The 20,679-nt window shown below is 36.9% G+C and carries 21 protein-coding genes; 20 read left to right on the top strand and 1 reads right to left on the bottom strand.

From position 1 onward, the window contains the following. Positions 1 to 50 precede the first annotated feature (50 nt). The 17 genes from JNUCC52_RS09885 to JNUCC52_RS09805 all read left to right on the top strand — a co-directional run bounded on the left by JNUCC52_RS09885 (position 51) and on the right by JNUCC52_RS09805 (position 16,087). The gene (locus JNUCC52_RS09885) at positions 51 to 1,031 is read left to right on the top strand and encodes an ABC transporter substrate-binding protein (protein ID WP_173478058.1); all 981 of its coding nucleotides are present in this window, start codon (positions 51 to 53) and stop codon (positions 1,029 to 1,031) included. Positions 1,032 to 1,342: 311 nt separating this feature from the next. Further along, a complete protein-coding gene (locus JNUCC52_RS09880) occupies positions 1,343 to 1,915 on the top strand; it encodes a manganese efflux pump (protein ID WP_173478057.1) in 573 nt (190 codons plus the stop codon). A 273-nt stretch (positions 1,916 to 2,188) separates the two neighbouring features. Further along, entirely contained in the window at positions 2,189 to 2,788 is a 600-nt protein-coding gene (gene isdC, locus JNUCC52_RS09875) for a heme uptake protein IsdC (RefSeq protein ID WP_337982001.1), read from the top strand. Beyond that, complete coding sequence (locus JNUCC52_RS09870) at positions 2,788 to 4,311, top strand: NEAT domain-containing protein (RefSeq protein WP_173478056.1); 1,524 nt, start codon at positions 2,788 to 2,790, stop codon at positions 4,309 to 4,311. Before isdC ends, JNUCC52_RS09870 begins: the two co-directional genes overlap by 1 nt. An 87-nt stretch (positions 4,312 to 4,398) precedes the next feature. Then, positions 4,399 to 5,646 carry an NEAT domain-containing protein gene (locus tag JNUCC52_RS09865; RefSeq protein WP_337982000.1) on the top strand — a complete coding sequence of 416 codons (1,248 nt, stop codon included), beginning with the start codon at positions 4,399 to 4,401 and terminating at the stop codon, positions 5,644 to 5,646. 20 nt (positions 5,647 to 5,666) lie between these two features. Further along, positions 5,667 to 6,581 carry a heme ABC transporter substrate-binding protein IsdE gene (isdE, locus tag JNUCC52_RS09860; RefSeq protein ID WP_173478054.1) on the top strand — a complete coding sequence of 305 codons (915 nt, stop codon included), beginning with the start codon at positions 5,667 to 5,669 and terminating at the stop codon, positions 6,579 to 6,581. A gap of 204 nt (positions 6,582 to 6,785) precedes the next feature. After that, positions 6,786 to 7,751 (top strand): FecCD family ABC transporter permease, encoded by a 966-nt coding sequence (locus JNUCC52_RS09855; RefSeq protein ID WP_337981999.1) that lies wholly within the window; start codon positions 6,786 to 6,788, stop codon positions 7,749 to 7,751. 5 nt (positions 7,752 to 7,756) lie between these two features. Beyond that, a complete protein-coding gene (locus tag JNUCC52_RS09850) occupies positions 7,757 to 8,527 on the top strand; it encodes an ABC transporter ATP-binding protein (protein ID WP_173478052.1) in 771 nt (256 codons plus the stop codon). A 12-nt stretch (positions 8,528 to 8,539) separates the two neighbouring features. After that, positions 8,540 to 9,316, top strand: coding sequence for a class B sortase (gene srtB / locus JNUCC52_RS09845; RefSeq protein WP_173478051.1), 777 nt, complete (start codon positions 8,540 to 8,542; stop codon positions 9,314 to 9,316). A gap of 399 nt (positions 9,317 to 9,715) precedes the next feature. Further along, positions 9,716 to 10,243: a YceI family protein gene (locus JNUCC52_RS09840; protein ID WP_173478050.1), complete on the top strand. Its 528-nt coding sequence runs from the start codon at positions 9,716 to 9,718 to the stop codon at positions 10,241 to 10,243. Positions 10,244 to 10,517: 274 nt separating this feature from the next. Beyond that, the gene (locus tag JNUCC52_RS09835; RefSeq protein WP_173478049.1) at positions 10,518 to 11,444 is read left to right on the top strand and encodes an NAD-dependent epimerase/dehydratase family protein; all 927 of its coding nucleotides are present in this window, start codon (positions 10,518 to 10,520) and stop codon (positions 11,442 to 11,444) included. Positions 11,445 to 11,678: 234 nt separating this feature from the next. After that, on the top strand, positions 11,679 to 12,107 hold the full coding sequence (locus JNUCC52_RS09830) for a MarR family winged helix-turn-helix transcriptional regulator (protein ID WP_337981998.1): 429 nt from the start codon (positions 11,679 to 11,681) through the stop codon (positions 12,105 to 12,107). Between the two features lie 77 nt (positions 12,108 to 12,184). Beyond that, complete coding sequence (locus JNUCC52_RS09825; RefSeq protein ID WP_173478047.1) at positions 12,185 to 12,481, top strand: putative quinol monooxygenase; 297 nt, start codon at positions 12,185 to 12,187, stop codon at positions 12,479 to 12,481. 275 nt (positions 12,482 to 12,756) lie between these two features. Continuing rightward, the gene (locus JNUCC52_RS09820) at positions 12,757 to 13,332 is read left to right on the top strand and encodes an RloB family protein (RefSeq protein ID WP_173478046.1); all 576 of its coding nucleotides are present in this window, start codon (positions 12,757 to 12,759) and stop codon (positions 13,330 to 13,332) included. A gap of 245 nt (positions 13,333 to 13,577) precedes the next feature. Beyond that, positions 13,578 to 14,348 carry an ABC transporter ATP-binding protein gene (locus tag JNUCC52_RS09815; protein ID WP_337982209.1) on the top strand — a complete coding sequence of 257 codons (771 nt, stop codon included), beginning with the start codon at positions 13,578 to 13,580 and terminating at the stop codon, positions 14,346 to 14,348. Between the two features lie 15 nt (positions 14,349 to 14,363). Further along, positions 14,364 to 15,317 (top strand): ABC transporter substrate-binding protein, encoded by a 954-nt coding sequence (locus JNUCC52_RS09810; protein ID WP_337981997.1) that lies wholly within the window; start codon positions 14,364 to 14,366, stop codon positions 15,315 to 15,317. Positions 15,318 to 15,331: 14 nt separating this feature from the next. After that, positions 15,332 to 16,087, top strand: a complete 756-nt coding sequence (locus JNUCC52_RS09805) for an ABC transporter permease (protein ID WP_173478044.1) — start codon at positions 15,332 to 15,334, stop codon at positions 16,085 to 16,087. 29 nt (positions 16,088 to 16,116) lie between these two features. On the opposite strand, the gene JNUCC52_RS09800 is transcribed toward JNUCC52_RS09805, so the two are convergent. Continuing rightward, entirely contained in the window at positions 16,117 to 16,557 is a 441-nt protein-coding gene (locus tag JNUCC52_RS09800) for a winged helix-turn-helix transcriptional regulator (RefSeq protein WP_173478043.1), read from the bottom strand. A gap of 125 nt (positions 16,558 to 16,682) precedes the next feature. Between JNUCC52_RS09800 and JNUCC52_RS09795 the strand changes: the two genes are divergently transcribed. From JNUCC52_RS09795 to JNUCC52_RS09785, 3 genes are all read left to right on the top strand, one after another. Beyond that, the gene (locus JNUCC52_RS09795; protein WP_173478042.1) at positions 16,683 to 17,201 is read left to right on the top strand and encodes a DUF4242 domain-containing protein; all 519 of its coding nucleotides are present in this window, start codon (positions 16,683 to 16,685) and stop codon (positions 17,199 to 17,201) included. Between the two features lie 18 nt (positions 17,202 to 17,219). Continuing rightward, the gene (locus JNUCC52_RS09790) at positions 17,220 to 18,275 is read left to right on the top strand and encodes an acyl-CoA dehydrogenase family protein (RefSeq protein WP_173478041.1); all 1,056 of its coding nucleotides are present in this window, start codon (positions 17,220 to 17,222) and stop codon (positions 18,273 to 18,275) included. Between the two features lie 133 nt (positions 18,276 to 18,408). Then, positions 18,409 to 20,475, top strand: a complete 2,067-nt coding sequence (locus tag JNUCC52_RS09785) for a catalase (protein ID WP_337981996.1) — start codon at positions 18,409 to 18,411, stop codon at positions 20,473 to 20,475. Positions 20,476 to 20,679 lie beyond the last annotated feature (204 nt).

The raw sequence follows: 20,679 nt of genomic DNA, 5'->3' as shown, positions 1-20,679 counted from the left end.
ATAATCATTATCACCAAACAATTTTATCATATACAATGGGGGAAAAAAAGATGCAAAAAGCATTTCAAAAGTTATTAGTATTGCTAGCTGTTATGGCTATTTTTGTTCTTGCAGCGTGTGGCAATTCGAAAGATAACGAGAAGGAAGAAAGTTCAAAAGAGGGCAATGCCTATAGTGTCGAACATGCAATGGGGACAACTGATGTAAAAGATACGCCAAAACGTATTGTTGTACTTACAAATGAAGGTACAGAAGCACTTTTAGCTCTAGGTATTAAGCCTGTAGGTGCAGTTCAATCATGGTCAGGTGATCCTTGGTATGACCATATTAAAGATCAAATGGACGGTGTAGAAGTAGTTGGTGTTGAACATGAAGTTAATATTGAAAAAATTGCTTCTTTAAAGCCCGATTTAATCATTGGTAATAAACTAAGACAAGAAAAAGACTATGCGAAACTTAGCAAGATTGCACCAACAATTTTTTCTGAAACATTACGTGGTGACTGGAAAGAGAATTTTAAATTATATGCAAAAGCAGTAAATCAAGAAGCTAAAGGTGAAGAAGTATTAACAGCCTACGAAGATAAATTACAAGCATTAAAAGAAGAACTGGGTGATCAAACGAATAAAGAAATTTCGTTTGTACGTTTTATGGCAGATAAATCTCGCATCTATTACACGGATTCATTCTCTGGTGTTATTTTTGATGAATTAGGATTTAAACGTGTTCCAGCTCAAGCAGACTTATTTAAAGATAATGCAAAATTAGGGAAATTGGCTATTGATTTAGGAAAAGAAGCAATTCCTCAAATGGATGGGGATGTTATATTCTACTTCACATACATGCCAACGGGTGATGATACTGCATTAGCAACTGAACAAGAGTGGACACAAGATCCACTTTGGAAAAACCTAACTGCTGTCCAAAAAGGCAACGCACATAAAGTGGATGATGTCATTTGGAATACTGCTGGAGGCATTCTAGCTGCGAATATTATGTTAGACCAAGTTAAAGAATTTTTTGTTAAATAAAATTATTGTAAAACCACCTACTGTTGAAAGCCATTTCATACAGTAGGTGGTTTTTTGTTTCGCGGAAACCCGAGGTGCTATCGCGGAAAAAGGTGCTACAAACGCGGAAACCCGAGGTATTATCGCGGAAAAAGGTGCTACAAACGCGGAAACCCGAGGTATTACCGTGGAAAAGAGCCTTTTTCCATAACGAATACATTGCATCACAGATGAACGCCTACTTGAACAAAATTTGCTCCTCATATTATAGCAATGGGTAAACGCATTTCTTGACGTATTTATGCCGAAGCGTTATGGACAGGAGGGAAATCATGCATTGGATAACCATTATTCTGATTGGTATAGCTGCCAATTTAGATAATCTAGGGATTGGCCTTGCATATGGTGTTAAGCGAGTGAGGATTCCTATTGTATCGAACGCAGTCATTGCCATCATTTCAATGATTGTCACTTACGTAGCAGTAACGGCTGGTAGTACAGTAGTAGAGTATATTTCTCCACACACAGCCAATCTTTTGGGAAGTCTTTTGCTCTGTGCGATTGGGGTGTATACGCTATTCTCTAACCGCCTTTCCAAAAACGGCATCGCGAAAAATCCTGAAGTGTTTGATGAAGATAAAAACTACATTATTTCAATTAGAGAGGCAATGACACTTGGCTTTGTTTTATCGGCAAACTGTTTAGCAGGCGGAATTGCCATTGGAGCGAATGGTATTTCAGCTATATGGACGGTTATCTCAATTGGAATCTTTTCCTTTATTACTGTCGGCGTAGGAATTCATTTTGGTGCCCTTCTTTCAAAAACATATATTGGCATGTACTCGACAGCAATTTCAGGATGGTTATTAATTTTAATTGGGGTGTTTGAAGTTTTTGCTAAATAATAAAATGAAGGGATATTACTGATGTTTAACAGTGATATTCTTTTTTTTATGAGGAAATTTTGACATATTGAGGACGTTTTTGGATTGCTAGTTGACATACTAAGGTAACAGAGATTATTCTTTGGATAGATAGTGTAATTGAGAATTATTTTCGTTTTCATTCTCATAATATTGATTTCATGGAAATATTGAGAATATAATTCGTATCAATTATAATGTTTAATGGAAATTAAATAAAAATTTTCCATAATTATTAGAGGGGGCGTGCAACACATGAAGAAAATAATGATGTTGGTCATGCTAGTCAGTATGGTTATTTTTAATTTAGCGTTACCACATGCATCTGCTCAAATGGCTGATGGCACATATTCTGTAAAATATCAGGTGAATAAACCAGATAGTAGCTCAGCATCTATTGCCAATGATTATTTCGTAAAGCCAGCTACGGTGACAGTGAAAAATGGTACAGCTACTGTACAAATTACATTAAAGAATAGTGCTTGGATTACTAAATTTCAACCACCAGGTGGAGCAGCAGTTGTTAGCGAAGATAAAACAGCTGATACACGTGTTGTACAATTCACAGTAAAAGATTTATCAAAGCCAGTTGTAACATCTATGAAAATTGATATCGATGATATTAATTATCACCATGAGTATAGCGTTTCACTAGTATTTGATGCAGCGGTATCAGGAAGTTCAGCAGCTACAACAACAGCAACAAATAATACGAAAACGTCAACAGGATCTGAAAGTCAAGTGTCTAATCCACAAACAAGCGATGCGATGCCTTATTTATTACTAGTTGCATTTGCAGGATCAGCATTTTTACTTTATAGAACTAAATACAAAACAAAAATGGAGGGTCAATAATGGCTAAAAATCGTCAATCTCGTGCAACAAAAATCGTACTCGCTTCATTATTAGCAGCATCACTTTCAGTTCCAACATTTGCATCAGCAAAGGTGGCTGACACAACAACGACAACTATATCTACAGATGTAAAAGTGGAAGCTACGGCTGAAACAACAGAAGGGACAGTTGTAAAGTTCCAAACGTTTAAACCTGGTACAGATGAAGCAGGATACATGGATAAGTATTTTGCTGGAACAGGCTTACTTGTTGAGAAAGATGGTACATATACAGTGAAACTAACGATTCCAGCTCAATTTGCTGCAATGATTCCTGGTTTCCAAATAAAACAAGGCGATAAATATGTAGATGCGACAATTGAAAAGCAACAAGATGGTTCAAGCATCGTGTCATTCCCAGTAGATCCAAAAGTAAAAACGGGGGCAAAAGTACATGTAGTTGCTTCTCAAGCAAACATGGATAAATGGTATGACTTTGATTTCCAACCAGTTGCGACAACTGAGGTTACAGAACCAACTGAGGAAGTAAAAGAAGAACAACCTGAAAAAGAGGAAACAGTTGTTACTGACGAAGAAGAAGATGTTGATTTATATGAAGGTACTGTAACAGTTTATAAAGATGGAACGAAAGAAGAATCCATCATGAAAAACTATATTAGTTCTACTGTAGTTGTTGGAGATGCAGATGGCACATACGTTGTAGGAATGGTATTCCCTAAAGGGCAGTATGTTCAATCATTTAAAGTGGACGGTAAAGACGCTGTTTTAGAAGAAGAAGATAAAGAAACAAATGAACGTATTTATACTTTTGAAGTAAAAGATTTAAAAGCACTTGCAAACGCTGAAATTCATATTATCGTAGATGAGCCTGCAGCGGGTGTAAAATATGATTCAGTTCATACTGTACAATTTAGCTTTAATGTAGATTTAAGCAAACCAGTTACAGATACTGAAGAAACAACAGTTGAAAATCCATTTAAAGATATCGATAACAACGAAAATAAAGAAGCAATCCTTAACTTACTAGCTTATGAGATTATCATGCCGCAAGATAAATTTAATCCAAATAACAATTTAACACGTGCTCAATTTGCATTAATGATTGCACGTACTTTAGAGTTAGAAGCTACTGAAGTTGCTGGCTTCCAAGATATTAAAGGTATTGAAGCAGAAAATGCAATTAATGCTCTTGCTGAATATGGCATCGTAGAATCACGTGAAAAATTCAATCCAAATGGCATTTTAACACGTCAACAAGGTGCATTAATGATTTACCGTGCTATCCAAGCTGTCACTGAAGGCGACTTAAATGTTCAAATTTCATTACCATATGCTGATGTAGCTACAATTGCGAATGATGAAGCGAAAGAAGCTTTCTCATTACTGAACAAAGAAGGCATTATGACAGGATCTGTTGCGAAAGATGGTAAAACTTATATCAATGCAAACAAACCATTAACTCGTGGACAAATGGCAAAAATTTTAAATAACTCTTTAAAATTCTTCTATGAATTTGAAGAATAAGAATAAGCATTAAACAATAGCAACTTCCTTTCTCACTTAGATGAGGAAGGAAGTTACTGTTGCTTCTATAGAAATTGGGGGTATTTTATGAAAACATACAATAAAAAAGTTATCTTTTTATTGTCTTTTATCAGTGCAATAATCTTGGTGTTTATCCCTCAATTGCCGTTACATGCACAAGCCGAAGTAGGTAGTTCGTTAAAAAATGGGAGCTATCAAGTTGAACTAAGTTTTTCATCCATTGATGGGGTGGAACCAAATCGATTTTTCAATGAAGAGGCAACAATTAACATAGTGAATGGCCAATATACTTTGTCTATGGCGATAAATCATTCATATAGTTTACAAGAGATACATATTGAACAATCGGAAAAAGAGTCTTCTTCAATTTTAAAATGGACTGAAAATTTAGTTCAGTTTGATGTAAAAGATTTAGAAGAACCTATTATTATAAAGGGTCTTTTAGCTTCAGAATCTGTAGAGGAAAGTTTTCAATTTGCTCAGCGACTTCGTATCATATTAAAAGCACCAATCGAAGACAATGAACAAGACAATACAATAGAAGAAACTACACCTAAAAAACAATGGTCCATTGATTATATTTTGTACGCTGATGGAAAAAAAGAGCAATCCATTATGAATACGTATGTCAATCCAGTGGCAAAGGTGATAGAAAAAGACGGCAAATATTATGCCCAGATGACCATTTTAAAATCAGCTTGGGTAACGGGGTTAACAGTTGATCAACGAGGGACACAGGTGGAACCAACACTTGTATCGATTGTGGGAAATGAGAGAATTGTCGAATTTGAAGTAGTTGATTTAACAAGACCATTGCGTATGTGGGTACAAGTAGATATTCCAGAAATTGCATATCATCATCAATATTTTGTTGATTTACAATTTGATGCGCAACAAGTGGCGAATATTTTAGAAAAACCAATCGAAGCGGAGCCTCCTAAGCAAGATGATAGTGTGAAGCCTCCTGACGCCACAAGTGACAAAATAGAGAAGCCATTAGAGGAAAAAACAGAGGAACCTATAACAAATGCTAATTTGCAGTCATTGCCAACAGTTCAGCCTCCTTTCACAGCATTACCAGAAGAACAGTTAGCTTTTGACCGTACACTTGATGCAAGTGCTGAGGACAAGGTAGAAGAACCTACTGTAACTGAAGAGGAAAAGCAACCGAAAATTGAGCAGGCTGAAAATAAAACGAATGTAGATCAACAACTTGCCCAGTTAGATAAAGTGAAATTACTATTGTTAGTGGTCATTTGTTTACTATCGGGCTGGTTACTCATTCGTCGCTTAAGAAATTCCAAAAATACTTGAACAAAGTAGGAGATGACTATATGTCTAAAAAACAAAAAAACTGGCTGGCATTGATAGCGCTTATGACAGTATTTTTAATTGCTGGTTGTAGCGGTGGGGGCGAGCAAGCAAAGAATGAAGCATCTACTAAAAAAGCTGAAGAATCAGTAGCAAATACACCAAGTGAAAATCGTATTATTGCAGGTACAGTTGTTATAGCTGATATTTTAGATAAGCTAGAGCTTGATGCTATTGCAGTACCAGAAACAGAAAAAGTATTAGCAAAACGCTTTGAAGGTTTACCTACAATAGGTAATGCAATGGAGCCAGATATGGAAATTGTAAAATCATTAACTCCTACCGATGTATTATCAGTGTCCACATTACAATATGATTTACAAGATAAATTTGAACAGCTAAAAATACCTGTAAATTTTTTGAATTTCCAAAGTGTTGATGCGATGATGGCTGAAATAAAAACATTAGGTGAGCGGTATGATCGGTCAGCTCAAGCAGAAGAATTAGTGGTGGGACTACAAAAGAACATTGATGCTATACAAACTGTCGCTGCCAATAAAGAAGGACCTCGTGTTTTAATATTACTTGGTATTCCAGGAAGTTACTTAGTAGCAACTGAAAATTCTTATGCTGGCGACCTTGTCAAACGTGCGGGGGGAATTAATGTAATGGAGGGGCAAGAAGCAGAGTATTTATCATCAAATACGGAGTACTTGCATAATAGCAACCCTGATATTATTTTACGTCTATCGCACGGCATGCCTGATGAAGTTGTTAAAATGTTTGATGAAGAATTTAAAACAAACGATATTTGGAAGCATTTTGACGCAGTGAAAAATGGTAAAGTATATGATTTGGAAGAAGAATTATTTGGAACGACAGCTTCCTTACAGGTGCCACAGGCTTTAGGACAGTTAATGGAAATTTTTTATCGCTAATAAGTAAGCTGAAATTGTCGCTCGTATTGCAAGATAACTCTTGCCGTAGAGCGCTTTTCTTATATTCTATTACATAGTATTTTTTCGTTCCTGAGCAGTCGTAGTGAGCGAATCTTTTAAATAAGTAAAATCGACGCAATTCTAAGATGCACATTCACTGTGCAATGTGATTTTGCGGAATTCGATTAGAAAAAGGAATCCGATATGACGAAAAAAATAATAAGTTTTGCATTGGTAATATTATTGTTACTAATTTCGATGATTTACTCAGCCACGACAGGTAGTATTAAAATGGGCTTTTTTGAATTTATAGGTGCATTGTTTGAAGAAGGAAATAGTCAGATGGAGGCAATACGTGATTTGCGTTTTCCACGTATTCTAGTCGCTTTATTTGCAGGTGCTGCGCTTTCTGTTTCAGGTGTATTATTGCAATCAGTTATGCGTAATCCGCTAGCAGACGCTGGCGTCATAGGTATTTCATCAGGAGCAGCATTTGTACAATTATTTATTATTTCATTTTTTCCAGCTCTCTTTTTTATGACACCGATATTAGCGTTTATCGGTGGAGCATTTGCTTGTGCGCTAGTGTTTGCCTTGTCATGGAAATCGGAATTGAGTCCTTTAAAATTAATATTAGTAGGGATTGCGATTAATGCGATGTTTACTGGTCTAACAGAAGCATTTTTAAGTCTAGGTGGCTCATTGAATACATCTGCTTCTAGTGTCGTCGGATCAAATTTAACAATGCGGACATGGAAAGATGTGACGACTATTGCAACATACGGAACGATAGGCTTAGTCGCAGCATTTGCGTTATATAGCTGGTGTAATCTTCTCGTTCTACAAGATAAAACGGCAAAAAGTCTCGGCTTTAACGTAGCACGCGCGCGTTTAATTATTGCCGCAGTTGCTGTATTATTAGCAGCCGTGTCAGTAGTCGTCGCAGGTGTTATTTCCTTTGTCGGCTTATTAGTTCCACACATTGCCCGACGTTTAGTTGGACATGATCATCGATACCTAATACCGTTTACGGCGTTAGCAGGTGCCTTATTAATTTTAGTGGCAGATACAATTGGTCGAACAATCGTTGCACCAATTGAAATCCCTGCATCAACTATTATGGCAATTATCGGTGGCCCGTTCTTAATATTCCTTTTACGAAAAGAGTGAAGAAAATGGAAATGCACGACCTTATCGTCTCGCATGATAATACACGCAATCATTTAGATGGAGTCTCAACGAGCATTCAAAAGGGCAAAATTACAACGATAATCGGCCCGAATGGCTGTGGGAAATCAACATTACTAAGTGTGATGTCACGAAATAATATGCCGAAATCGGGGCATGTTTCTTTGGAAAATAAAGACTTAGTCCATTATAAGCCAAAAGAGTTTGCTAAAAAGCTAGCAATTGTTTATCAACAAAATGATGTCCCAAAAGATTTAACCATTGAAAAATTAGTGAGTTTTGGGCGCCTTCCGCATAATACAATGTTAAAACGTAATCATGAGGAAGATGAAAAAGCGATTGATTGGGCATTAGCATGTACAAACTTATTAGAAAAGCGAAAAAATGATTTAGAAGCGCTATCAGGCGGTGAACGACAACGAGTTTGGATCGCGATGGCATTAGCACAGCAGTCTGAAATTTTATGCTTAGACGAACCGACTACGTATTTAGATATTTATTATCAAATGGAGTTATTGGAGCTTGTAAAAGAATTGAACGAAGAACATGGTTTAACAATTGTTATGGTGCTTCATGATATTAACCAAGCAATTCGTTATAGTGATCATATTATTTTGATGAAAGCAGGACAAATTATAGCTGAGGGCGCACCGCGTGACGTCATCACAAAGGAAGTTATTAAAGAAGTCTATGGAGTTGACGCAATCTTCAATGAAGATGAACAGCTCGGTCTTTATATGGTGCCTCTTGGTATTTAAGTTGGTGAAACGATGAAAAAATGGAAATCGAAGCTTTTAACAGTTTTATACTTGTCTATATTTTTATACTCTGGCTTTGTGCTAGTAAAGTACGTCTACACATACTATGAATCATCAAAATCTTTAAAAGAAGTGCAAACGATTTACGCTGAAACATTGGCGACGATTCAAGAAGAAGTAGTTGAGGAAGACATTTCAACTACTGAAATAGAAACCAAATATACGATTAGACCTCAATTTCATGATTTATTAGCTGTAAATAAGCGCATAGTTGGCTGGATTTCAGTAGATAATACAAAGCTCAACAATCCAATTTTACATGCGGATAACAATGAATTCTATTTAAACCATAATTATAAAGATCGGGAAAGTCGTGCAGGCAGTGTTTTTATGGATTATCGAAATGACGCACTTGATATTAGTCGTAATACCATTTTGTATGGTCATGCCATGAAAGATGGGACGATGTTTGGTAGTTTGAAAAATTACTTGAATCAGGATTATGCCGATGCACATCGTACAATTTATTTAGATACATTATATGAAGGGTATGATATTGAAGTATTCGCTGCATATGAGACAACGATTGATTTTTATTATATTGAAACAGAATTTAAAACAGACGAGGAATTTCTTCAGTTTATCGGAGAAGTTCAAAAGCGTTCTACAATTGATATGAATGTAGATATAGGACCAGATGATAAAATTATTACGCTTTCTACATGTAAAGATTCCGTAATTAGTGATGACCATCGATTTGTTGTACAAGGGAAATTAGTGAAACGTTAACTAAGTTGAAAATCGCCGATAGAAACTTATGAATCGCTGGTTACAGTCCGCGTTTCGCCGATTGGACAGGAGAAATCGCCGATAAAAGACTATAAATCGCCAGTAAACCTTCGTAAAGCATCGGATATCAGCATTACTTTTGCATCTTGAAATGAGTAAGAATGACGTCGAAAATAATTTAAATAAATTACTTGACGTAAATTAATTATTAATATATAGTAAGTTACATAAAGTAATTGATTACTTTTAGTAACGGAAAATTAACTAAGATGTACTGCGAAGTAACTACATATGTTTAACCCATTTATTTTTGGGTAACATAATTAGAGTAGTTACTTCATATTTTAACATATATCTCGAATTCGAGATATAAAACAATTCAAATTGGAGGAATTTAAAATGGCAAAATGGAATATCGATTTAGGACACTCAGCAATTAACTTTCAAGTAAAACACATGATGGTATCAAAAGTAAAAGGTGTATTCGATTCTTATTCAGCTGATATTGAAGCAGCAGATCTTGCAGATTTAACAACAGCAAACATTAGCATTACAATTGATGCAGCAAGCATTAACACTCGTAGCGAAGATCGCGATAATCACTTAAAAGCAGCTGATTTCTTTGATACAGAAAAATACCCAAATATTACGTTTAAATCAACAAGCATTACAAAAAAATCAGGTGATGAGTATGCCTTAACTGGTGATTTAACAATTAAGGATGTTACAAAACCAGTTACTTTCAATACTGAATTCAATGGTAAAGGTACAAACCCATGGGGTCAGGAAGTATATGGCTTCGAGGCAGAAACTACAATTAACCGTGAAGACTTCGGTTTAACTTGGAATGCTGCTTTAGAAACTGGTGGAGTACTTGTAGGGAAAGATATTAAAATTTCAGTTGAACTAGAAGTAAACCCTGCGTAATAATGTTAGCCCATGTTGTAAAAAAATAAAGAATAAGTTTGTGAAAATCCGCTCGGCTTTCATGAGCATAGTATGAGGTGGGTCGCTAGCTAACGCTTGCGATTCTCTTGTGTACATGCTTGGAAGACTGTGTGGATTTTTGTCTTTTAATAGAATGCTCATTAATCTTTTACCTGCGGACGAAGGTCTGTTAAAATAATCCAGTAGTATGTTCCTTGCATATTTTTAGCAATTAATGCATATAAAACATCATATTGTTTTTGGGGGCGATGGGATGAATGTATTAGTGACAGGTGGCTATGGGTTTATTGGTAGTGCCGTGGCGAGGCGTTTTTTTGAAGAAGGCGCCAATATTTATATAATTGATAATTTAAGTACAGGACATTTACGGAATATTGATTTCGAACATAAATCGTACTTATTAAATGTTGAAGATGAAGTATGTGAGCATTTCTTTAAGGAAGTAGCATTTGATGTAGTCGTTCATTGTGCGGCGCAAACGAGCGTTCAGCTCTCTATCCAAGAGCCAATGAAGGACATATTAACAAATATCGTGGGGCTAAGCCAAATGCTCTTTTATTCTTCTAAATACAAGGTGAAACATTTCGTGTTCGCATCTTCAGCAGCGGTTTATGGTAATAGTCACTATCCACCGTTAGAGGAAACAGATATTAGTGAGCCAGTTTCAATGTATGGGCTAAATAAAAGTATTGGTGAAACATATTGTGAAAAGTGGCAACGTGATTATCGTTTACCAACGCTCATCTATCGTTTTGCTAATGTTTTTGGTCCAAGACAACGTATGCAAGGGGAGGCGGCTGTTATCCCTAGTATGTTGAAAAGTAGTCTTGAAGGTAGACCTTTTACTATTTATGGCGACGGTGAACAGACGCGTGATTTCATCTACGTAGATGATATCGCAGATGCCATTTATGCTGGAGTAGAAGCTAGACTTCAAGGTATCTACAATGTTTCAACAAACGAAGCGTGGTCACTTCATCAAGTGATATTATTATTACAACATTTAAATCATCCATTAGAAATCCAATATGCCCCTGCAAGAGAAGGCGATATTGAGCATTCATTTTTAAATAATGAAAAGCTTGCTAATGCGATTGGCTGGAAGCCGAAAAAAACATTTGCAGAAGGCATCGAGCTTACTATACAGGCATTACAGAAAGAGAAAATTGTTGAAATTTAATAATGGTAAACACAGAAGAGCTGTTTTGAAAATGAAGTCTACTAATCGGTTTATTCGGTCTGCGTTCGATTTTTTCGAGCACAGACCTTTTTGATTTCCTGATTTAGGTAAGTTGTCATTTGTTGCTGGATCGATCATTTTGTATTATATTAATTGACGGGTCAATGATTGAGCACTCAATGATTAGTTGACACTTCTATAAAGTTGACCACAAAATTATTAGGAGGGTTATTGATGCAATGTTCACTTTCAAATCATGAACAAATTTTACAGCTTCTTAAAGAGCTGAATAATCAAATTAGCCCTAAATTTGAACGATGTACAGGCATTAGCGCATCACGCTATGAATTGCTACACCAGCTTTATAAAACAGAAGAAATTAATCAATCTACCCTCCAAAAAGCAGTTAATATAGACAGTGGTGCCATTACTCGTCATTTAAAACAACTTGAGGCAAGCGGTATGGTGACAAGACGACGAAACCCCACCGATAATCGTGTAATATTTGTTCGACTGACTGATGAAGGTCGTAAACAAATTGTCGGTTACAAAAAAGAAAAGGTTCGTTTCGTTAACCAAATGCTTCATGATTTTAATCAAGAAGAATTAGAATCCTTACCTGTCATGCTAAATCGCATGCAAAACAACATTATCGATTATTGAATTTTTTGACCAATATACTGATTTGAAAATGAAGCATTTAGTTCAATAAATGAATTTAATTAAAAGGATGGGTAACTATGATTATTATTCACGCACACTTACAAGTAAAACCAGAGCAAGAGCAAGCATTCTTGGAAGAAGCAAAGATCCTTCTTTCAGCAACAAGAGCTGAAGAGGGTAACATTAGCTACGATTTGATGAAGTCTACTGAACATGATTGCCATTATACAATGGTTGAAATTTGGAAAGACGTAGAAGCTACTGCAATCCATAATACGAGTGAGCATTTTACTGCTTTTACTCAAAAAGCACTAACTTTTATGGCTGCACCAATGGATCTTAGAGTATTTAGTGGAGAACCTCTAAAAGCATAATTTGTAAAAAAAGCAAACACCTCAAGGAGTGAACTGCACCCCAATTGTTAGACACATCTAACAATTGGAGGTGCAGTTTTTCTATGGGGTGTTTGTTTATGTTCATTTTCATCAAATGGATTTTATAGGCACGTACAAATGGTGTATTTAGCATGAGTCATAGTAGCTGCATACAATAAAAGAAAGGCGATTTTTTCTAGTGTACTCATTGCAATACCAGTTATAAATGAATACTTATCCAATCAATATTTACGTGGAGTGGAGGTATTTGACCAGTGAGCGTACATCAACATGGTAATCGGACAATACGTAAAACAATATTAATTTATTGTGAGGGAGAAACGGAGCGCATTTACTTTGAGCAATTGCGTATTTTAAAGCGCTCGAAAACAGTGAGCGTGAAAATAAAAAACGTTAAGCGCTCTGCGATCAAGCTAGCACAACACGCCTTCCGTGATTCCAGCTACCAATATTTTGATGAAGTATGGATTGTTTTTGATAAGGATGATTTAACAGATAAACAGCTAGACGAAGTAAATATGTTCTGTGAGGAAAAAAATATTCACATCGCTTATTCAAATGAGGCATTTGAATTGTGGCTATTACTACATTTTGAAGAAGTAGATGTATCTGAAAAATATCCACGTGCTGTTTTAAACAACAAGATGGAGGAGCATTTAGGGGTAACACGCTATTTTCGTCACAAGGCAGACGAGTCTATTATTGCTCCGATTGCACTACTACATGAGGTAGCCATTAAAAATTGTGCGGAAATGATGTCCCTACGAACGACAGAAAATCGTGATAATCCTTATTGCAATATACATGACATGATTCAATACATATTCTAAATCTGGTGGATGTCTTGTTCAGCTAACGTAATGAGAAAGGTGAAGCATTATTTAAGTACAGGCGATGAATAGTTTGCAGGTTTTTTATTTAAAAATAGAAAACCTGTTTTTTTATGCGAATTGTCGGAATACAAATATTCTTCTTAAAATTAGGTTGAAATTTTAAACTGAGTATAATAAAATAACTTAAAACATATTAAACCTAGTAAAATTATAAGATTAAAGTGTGAGGTGACAATTGCATGATGACAGCACCGTTAATTTCTATACAACAAGTTAGTAAAACATTTGCTGAGCAGACAGTACTTCATGAAATTTCGTTGGATATTCAAAAGGGAGAGGTTATTGCCATATTAGGAAGGAGTGGTTGTGGCAAAAGTACATTGTTAAATTTAGTTGGGGGTTTTGAGCAGCCAACTAGTGGACAAGTATTGTTAGAAAACCAAGTTGTTACTAGAGCAAGTAAACGTTGTATTATGCTCATGCAAAATTATGGATTACTTCCTTGGCGTTCTGTGCAAAAAAATGTAGAGCTCGCATTAGAGGGAGAGACTTTAACGAAGAGTGAACGACAGCAACGTGCGCAATATTATTTGAAGCTTGTTGGCTTAGAAAATCGATTAAGCGCATTACCTAGTGAATTATCGGGCGGTATGCAACAGCGTGTTGCCATTGCACGCGCATTAGCGATTCGTCCAGAGGTAATTTTAATGGACGAACCATTTGCAGCACTTGATACCTTTACACGTTATTACTTACAGGACGAGCTACTTGCTATTCAAAAAAAGGAGCAAACAACTATTTTATTGGTGACACATGATATAGACGAGGCTATTTATTTAGCTGACCGCATTTTTATTATGAGTCCAAATCCCGGACGCGTCCATCGTGAATTACATATTCGTAGTACGAAACCACGCGATCGTTCAGATTCGGAATTCCAGCATTTTCGTGAGATTATTTTCAATGAATTTCAGTTTACGCATCCGCAAGATACGATTGAATACAACATTTAAAATAGGGGGAAAACGATGAACAAGAAGGTAGGCATTTTTTTACTAGCGTTAATACTATTGCTGACACTTGCGGCATGTGGAACGGATGAAAAAGAGGCAGTATCCCAAACAGAAGGCAATAAAAAGGTAGTGAAAATTGGGTATTTACCAATTACGCATGCTGCACCACTTTACATGCAAACAGATAGAGAATACGAAGGTTATGCCATTGAGCTTGTGAAATTTGGTTCATGGCCCGAACTAATGGATGCTTTAAATACAGGAAAAATTGATGGTGCATCAGTGCTTATTCAATTAGCGATGAAGGCAAAAGAACAAGGAATTGACTTAAAGGCAGTAGCTTTAGGACATCGAGATGGCAATGTTTTAGTGGTAGCCCCTACGATAGAAAATGTGGAGGATTTGAAAGGGCAAAGCTTTGCGATTCCAAATAAATATTCTACACACAATATTTTGTTATATCGGATGTTACAAAATGCGGGCTTAAATTATGAAGACGTAAATGTTGTAGAGCTACCACCAGCAGAAATGCCAGCTGCCCTTGCAGAAGGTCGCATTGCAGGATATGTAGTAGCAGAACCATTTGGTGCTATTTCTGTGGCGCTTGAAAAGGGTAAAGTGTTATTCCAATCAGAGGAAATTTGGCAGGATTCAATTGACTGTGGACTAGTCCTTCGTCATGACTTTATCGAAAAAAATAAAAATATTGCAAAACAATTCGTTAAAGATTATGCCGCTGCTGGTGAGCTCATGAATGCAGAGGGAGACCATGCAAATGATGTTGTTGCTAAATATATTAAAGTCGATAAGGATGTTTTAGATTTATCGTTGAATTGGATTTCGTATCATAACTTAAAAATTGAAGTGGATGCGTATACCATTTTAAGAGATTCATTAATAGAGATGGGCTTGTCAGAGAACCCACCATCATATGAGGAATTTGTTGATACGACATTATTGGAAGAATAGTAGGGTGCATATGTATGAAAAAAATAGGACCAATTTTACTTGGATTTGTGTTATTAATAGGCGTTTGGCAAGTAGTAACGATTATTGGTGATCATGATGCAGCATTATTTCCTCCACCATTAGCTGTTTTTACGGCATTACTGGATACTATCAAAGATGGCTCCATATTCGAGCATATACAAATTAGTTTGTTTCGCTTTTTTAGCGGTTATTTGTTAGCGGTTGTTGTCGCTGTAATTGTCGGATTAGTTGTCGGGAGATTGGTGAAAGTTTGGGCTGTGCTAGATCCGATTGTACAAATTTTACGTCCTGTATCACCGATTGCTTGGTCACCTTTTATCGTACTATGGTTTGGCATTGGCAATATGCCAGCCATTGTCATAATATTTATTGCAGCCTTTTTCCCCGTGTTATTATCCACAGTGACTGCAGTGAAAAAAGTTGATGCTACTTATTTACGAATTGCGGCCAATTTTGAAATGTCGCAGTTTAACCTATTGCGTAAAATTGTTTTTCCAGCTGCTTTTCCTATGATTGCAAACGGGTTGCATATGGCATTAGGAAGTGCCTGGATATTCTTAGTTGCTGGAGAAATGGTAGGGGCGCAATCAGGATTAGGCTTTTTAATAGTCGATGCTAGAAATTCACTTAGTTTAGATTTAGTTATGGCGGCCATTATTGTTATTGGCGTACTTGGTCTGTTGCTCGACAAGGTCATTCGCTATTTTGAAGGCTGGGTTTCGAAAATTTGGGGCGGACAAGGGGCTTAGAGCGGGCAAAAAAGAGCTAGCCCAATAAATTATTGGTTAGCTCCGTTTTGAATGGCACGTATTTGAATCGTATCGCTACGCTCACCAGTGTTTTTTGAATAGTAACCAATTTCTACTCGGTCACCTGAATGCGCATCAACAATTTCTTTATAGCAAGGGTCCAAATATTCGCTGCCCCATAAAATCATTGCATTAAATACAGATTCTAATGCCTTTCCTGATTCAGTTAATGAATAGGCATAACGCGGTGGATGTGCAGAGTAAAGAGTGGAAGCAACTAAACCTGCTTCTTCTAAAGATTTTAAACGTGCAGACAATAAATTTGCTGAAAGACCTGGTAAATTTAATTTAATGTCATTAAAGTTCGATTGACCGATTAATAGTTCATGTAAGATGAGCAATGTCCAACGATCACCGATAATGTTCAATGTTTGTGCAATATTGCATGGTAAGTCATATCGTGTTTTCATAGTGTTCCCTCCATGCAGTAGTGTAGCACAAATCATAATTTTTAGTAAATTCAGTTGTTTTTATTAAGTAAGTATAATAAAATAACTCACATAAAGAAAAAACAAACTATTCGGAGGTATTTACTATGAGTTTATTTTTGGTAGAATCAACAGTTAGTGAAGTAACGAACAAAGAGCAATTTGCAGCATTAGTAGAGCGTGTAGGACAAGAGCAGGATGTAACTGTTATCGAAGTACAAGTAGCGAAGGATTTTAGTCGTGCGTACTTTATCGTGGAGGCAAATGAAGAATCTCAAGCAACAACAGCACTAGCAGCTCAAAACATTCAAACAGATTTAGTAAAAGAAGTTCGCCTAGTTGGGAAAGAGTTGGATGAAGTTAAAACAAATCAAGAAGTTGTGAACTATTTAGTAGAGTGGGAAATTCCAGCAGAAATTACAATGGATCAATATTTAGCACGTAAAAAGAAAAACTCCGTTCACTATGAAGAAGTACCAGAAGTACATTTTTCTCGCACATATGTATGTGAAGATATGACAAAGTGCCTGTGCTTCTATGACGCACCAGACGAAGCAGCTGTAAAACGTGCTCGTGAGGCAGTGCAAACACCAATTACGTCTTTAACTGAATTAGCTGATAAGTAAAGGATAGGAGTGGAAACCATGGCAGTAGATGCAGTAGCTTTACAAACGTTAATTGAAGAAAAATTAAAACCGTTCGTAAAAAAGATTGATGAGGAAGCTTATTACGCGGAGGATTTTTTATTGGAGCTCGGCAAGGCTGGATTTTTTGCTTCAACACAAAAAGATGAACAAACAACGCTATTAGATGAGCTAACGATTGTACAAGAGACAGCGAAAGTTTGTATGACAACTGCATTTTGCTTATGGTGCCACCTTGCCGCTTTAACTTACTTACGTAAAACGAATAATATGCAATTACGTGAAAATATTTTACCATTACTAGAACGTGGAAAAGTACTTGGTGCGACAGGTTTATCGAATCCGATGAAGTTTTATGCTGGACTAGAGAAGCTTCATTTATCAGCTGAGCGTGTGGACGGTGGCTATGTCGTAAATGGAGTGTTACCCGCTGTTTCAAACTTAGCAGCGAATCACTGGTTCGGGGCGATTGCCCATAACGGTGAGCAGGAAGTGATGGTATTCGTTAATACAGACAATGAGAACATTACACTAAAGGAAAAAATCCACTTTTTAGGTGTCAACGGCAGTGCGACCTATACATGTAAGTTTGACAACGTGTTTGTTGCTGATAACTATATCATTGCACAAGATGCAAGCACATTTGTAGATACTATTCGCCCGATATTTGTACTGTATCAAATCCCGCTAGGTTTTGGTGTTGTAGACTCAGCCATTGAAGGGATAGAAAAAGTTAAAGCTAAGCAAAATGGTTGTAATGAATATTTGCAAGTGCAAGCGGATGAACTAACAGAAAATCTACACTCATTACAAGAAACACTTCAAGCACTAATTCAATCTGGTGAAGTAAATTTACAAGCAATTTGTCAGCTTCGTTTACAAGTCGTTTATAATACATTGGCTGCAGTGCAGGCCAACATGCTCCATAATGGCTCAGCGGGTTATATTGCAGGAAGTACACCATCACGTAAGCTACGCGAGGCCTACTTCTTTGCTAATTTAACACCGACAGTTAGACAGCTTGAGAAGATGACGGCAACAGCGAAAGCGAAATAGAGAATGAAGAAACCTTGACTGGCGTTATTGAGTCAAGGTTCTTTTTTATGAATGGACTCATCCATTCATGTTTATTTCAGAAAAACATACAGTGTATATAGAGCGTAATTAGTACAAAAGGAAAGGGGATCGCGTGGATAAGTCTAAATCAAATCAGGGCAAGGATTTGACTGAGAATGCGAAGGATCAACAACTAGAGGCATTTCGCGTCAATAATGATGGGAAAAAGATGACGACCAATCAGGGGCTGAAGGTTTCCAATGATGAAGATTCATTGAAAGCTGGCGTTCGTGGACCAACCATTATGGAGGATTTTCATTTTCGGGAAAAAATGACGCATTTTGATCATGAGCGGATTCCCGAACGTGTTGTACATGCTAGAGGATTTGCCGCGCACGGAGAGTTTGAACTATATGAATCGATGAAAGAGTATACAAGGGCCAAATTTTTGCAGGAGCCTGGAAAGAAGACGCCTGTTTTTGTTAGATTTTCGACCGTAGTAGGGAGCTTAGGCTCAATGGATACGGCCCGAGATGTACGCGGCTTTGCAACAAAATTTTACACAGAAGAGGGCAATTATGATTTAGTTGGTAACAATATACCAGTGTTTTTCATTCAGGATGCTATTAAGTTTCCAGATTTAATTCATGCTGTAAAACCTGAGCCTCATAATGATATGCCACAAGCGGCTTCTGCACATGATACATTTTGGGATTTTGTCGCAAATAATCAAGAAATAGCGCATATGATTATGTGGCATATGTCTGATCGAACGATTCCTAGAAGTTTTCGGATGATGGAAGGCTTTGGTGTGCATACGTTCCGTTTTGTAAATGACAAAGGTAGGTCGAGATTTGTAAAGTTTCATTGGAAGCCAGTGCTAGGTGTGCATTCACTTGTTTGGGATGAAGCACAAATTATAGGGGGCAAAGATGCCGATTTTCAACGACGAGATTTATGGGAATCAATTGAAATCGGGGATTTTCCAGAGTATGAGCTTGGTGTCCAGATGATTGAGCCAGAGGAAGAATTTAAATTTGATTTTGATATTTTAGATGCAACAAAATTATGGCCTGAAGAGCTAGTACCTGTTAAAAGAATTGGAAAAATGACATTGAATCGCAATGTAGATAATGTTTTTGCTGAAACGGAGCAAGTCGCTTTTCATCCTGGAAATGTTGTGCCAGGCATTGATTTTACAAATGATCCACTGCTTCAAGGTCGCTTATTTTCATATATCGATACACAGCTTCTTCGTTTAGGCGGACCAAATTTTGCTGAGATTCCTATTAATAGGCCAGTTTGCCCGATTCATAATAACCAACGAAATGGATTCAGTCGACAAACGATTAATACGGGAAAGGTTAGTTATCATAAAAACTCGCTTGCAGGTAATACGCCTTCAACATCCACTGCAAAAGAAGGGGGATTTGTCCATTATGAAGAAAAGGTGGAGGGACGTATTACAAGAGCTCGAAGTAAGTCCTTTAATGATCATTTCTCACAAGCTCGACTATTTTGGAATAGTATGTCGCCACCTGAAAAGCAGCATATTATTGACGCCTTTAGCTTCGAGGTAGGGAAGGTTAAAAGTAAATACGTTCGTCAGCAAGTTGTAGATATGTTTGTCCGTGTCGATAAAGAGATGGCTACAATAGTTGCCAATAATATTGGTGTTAATCGACCTACAGGTGAGCAATCAAACGTTACTATATCCTCACCTGCATTGAGTCAGGCGAATACTGTGAAATTGCCACAGACACTTAAAGTGGGAGTATTAATAGGGGATGGGTTTGACGCCAATGAGGTGGGAGAAGTACTTAAATATTTAACAAAGAATGGTGTTCGCTATAGCATCATTTCTGATAGGCTCGGTGTGGTGACGGGTACTAATGGTGTGCAGTTAACAGCGAGCGATACATTTATTACAACGGATGCGGTGCTTTTTGATTCCTTATATGTTGTCGGAGTTCGAGCTGACAATCAAGCAAAGTTTAACACTTATATTGTCAATTATATTAATGAAGCGTACAGACATTTTAAGCCAATTGGCATTGCCTCAACAGGCACAACATTTTTTAATATGTCCAATGCTAACGTAGGGCCAGGCATTATTTTAGCAACTGGAAATGCTGGATTTGCCAAAAAATTTGTTGATGCCATTGCTCAGCAACGTTTTTGGCAGCGCAATATTTTCTAATATACGTCCATGACGGGTGTATGAGGGTGTTGTATGAGGGTGTCAGGCACTCAAACAATTTAGCATGTGCTTCTTCGCCAACTTAGATTTCTGCTCAGAACGTATGCAATGTTAGACGTATCAAATCACGCGCTGGCAAGAGGTCCGTGCGGAAACAGCTTATAAGTGTCAGGCACTCAAACAATTTAGCGATTTGTCACAAGA

It is taken from the genome of Lysinibacillus sp. JNUCC-52 (genome assembly GCF_015999545.1).
Classification (GTDB): Bacteria; Bacillota; Bacilli; order Bacillales_A; family Planococcaceae; genus Lysinibacillus.
This window is presented reverse-complemented; position numbering and strand designations above follow the sequence as displayed.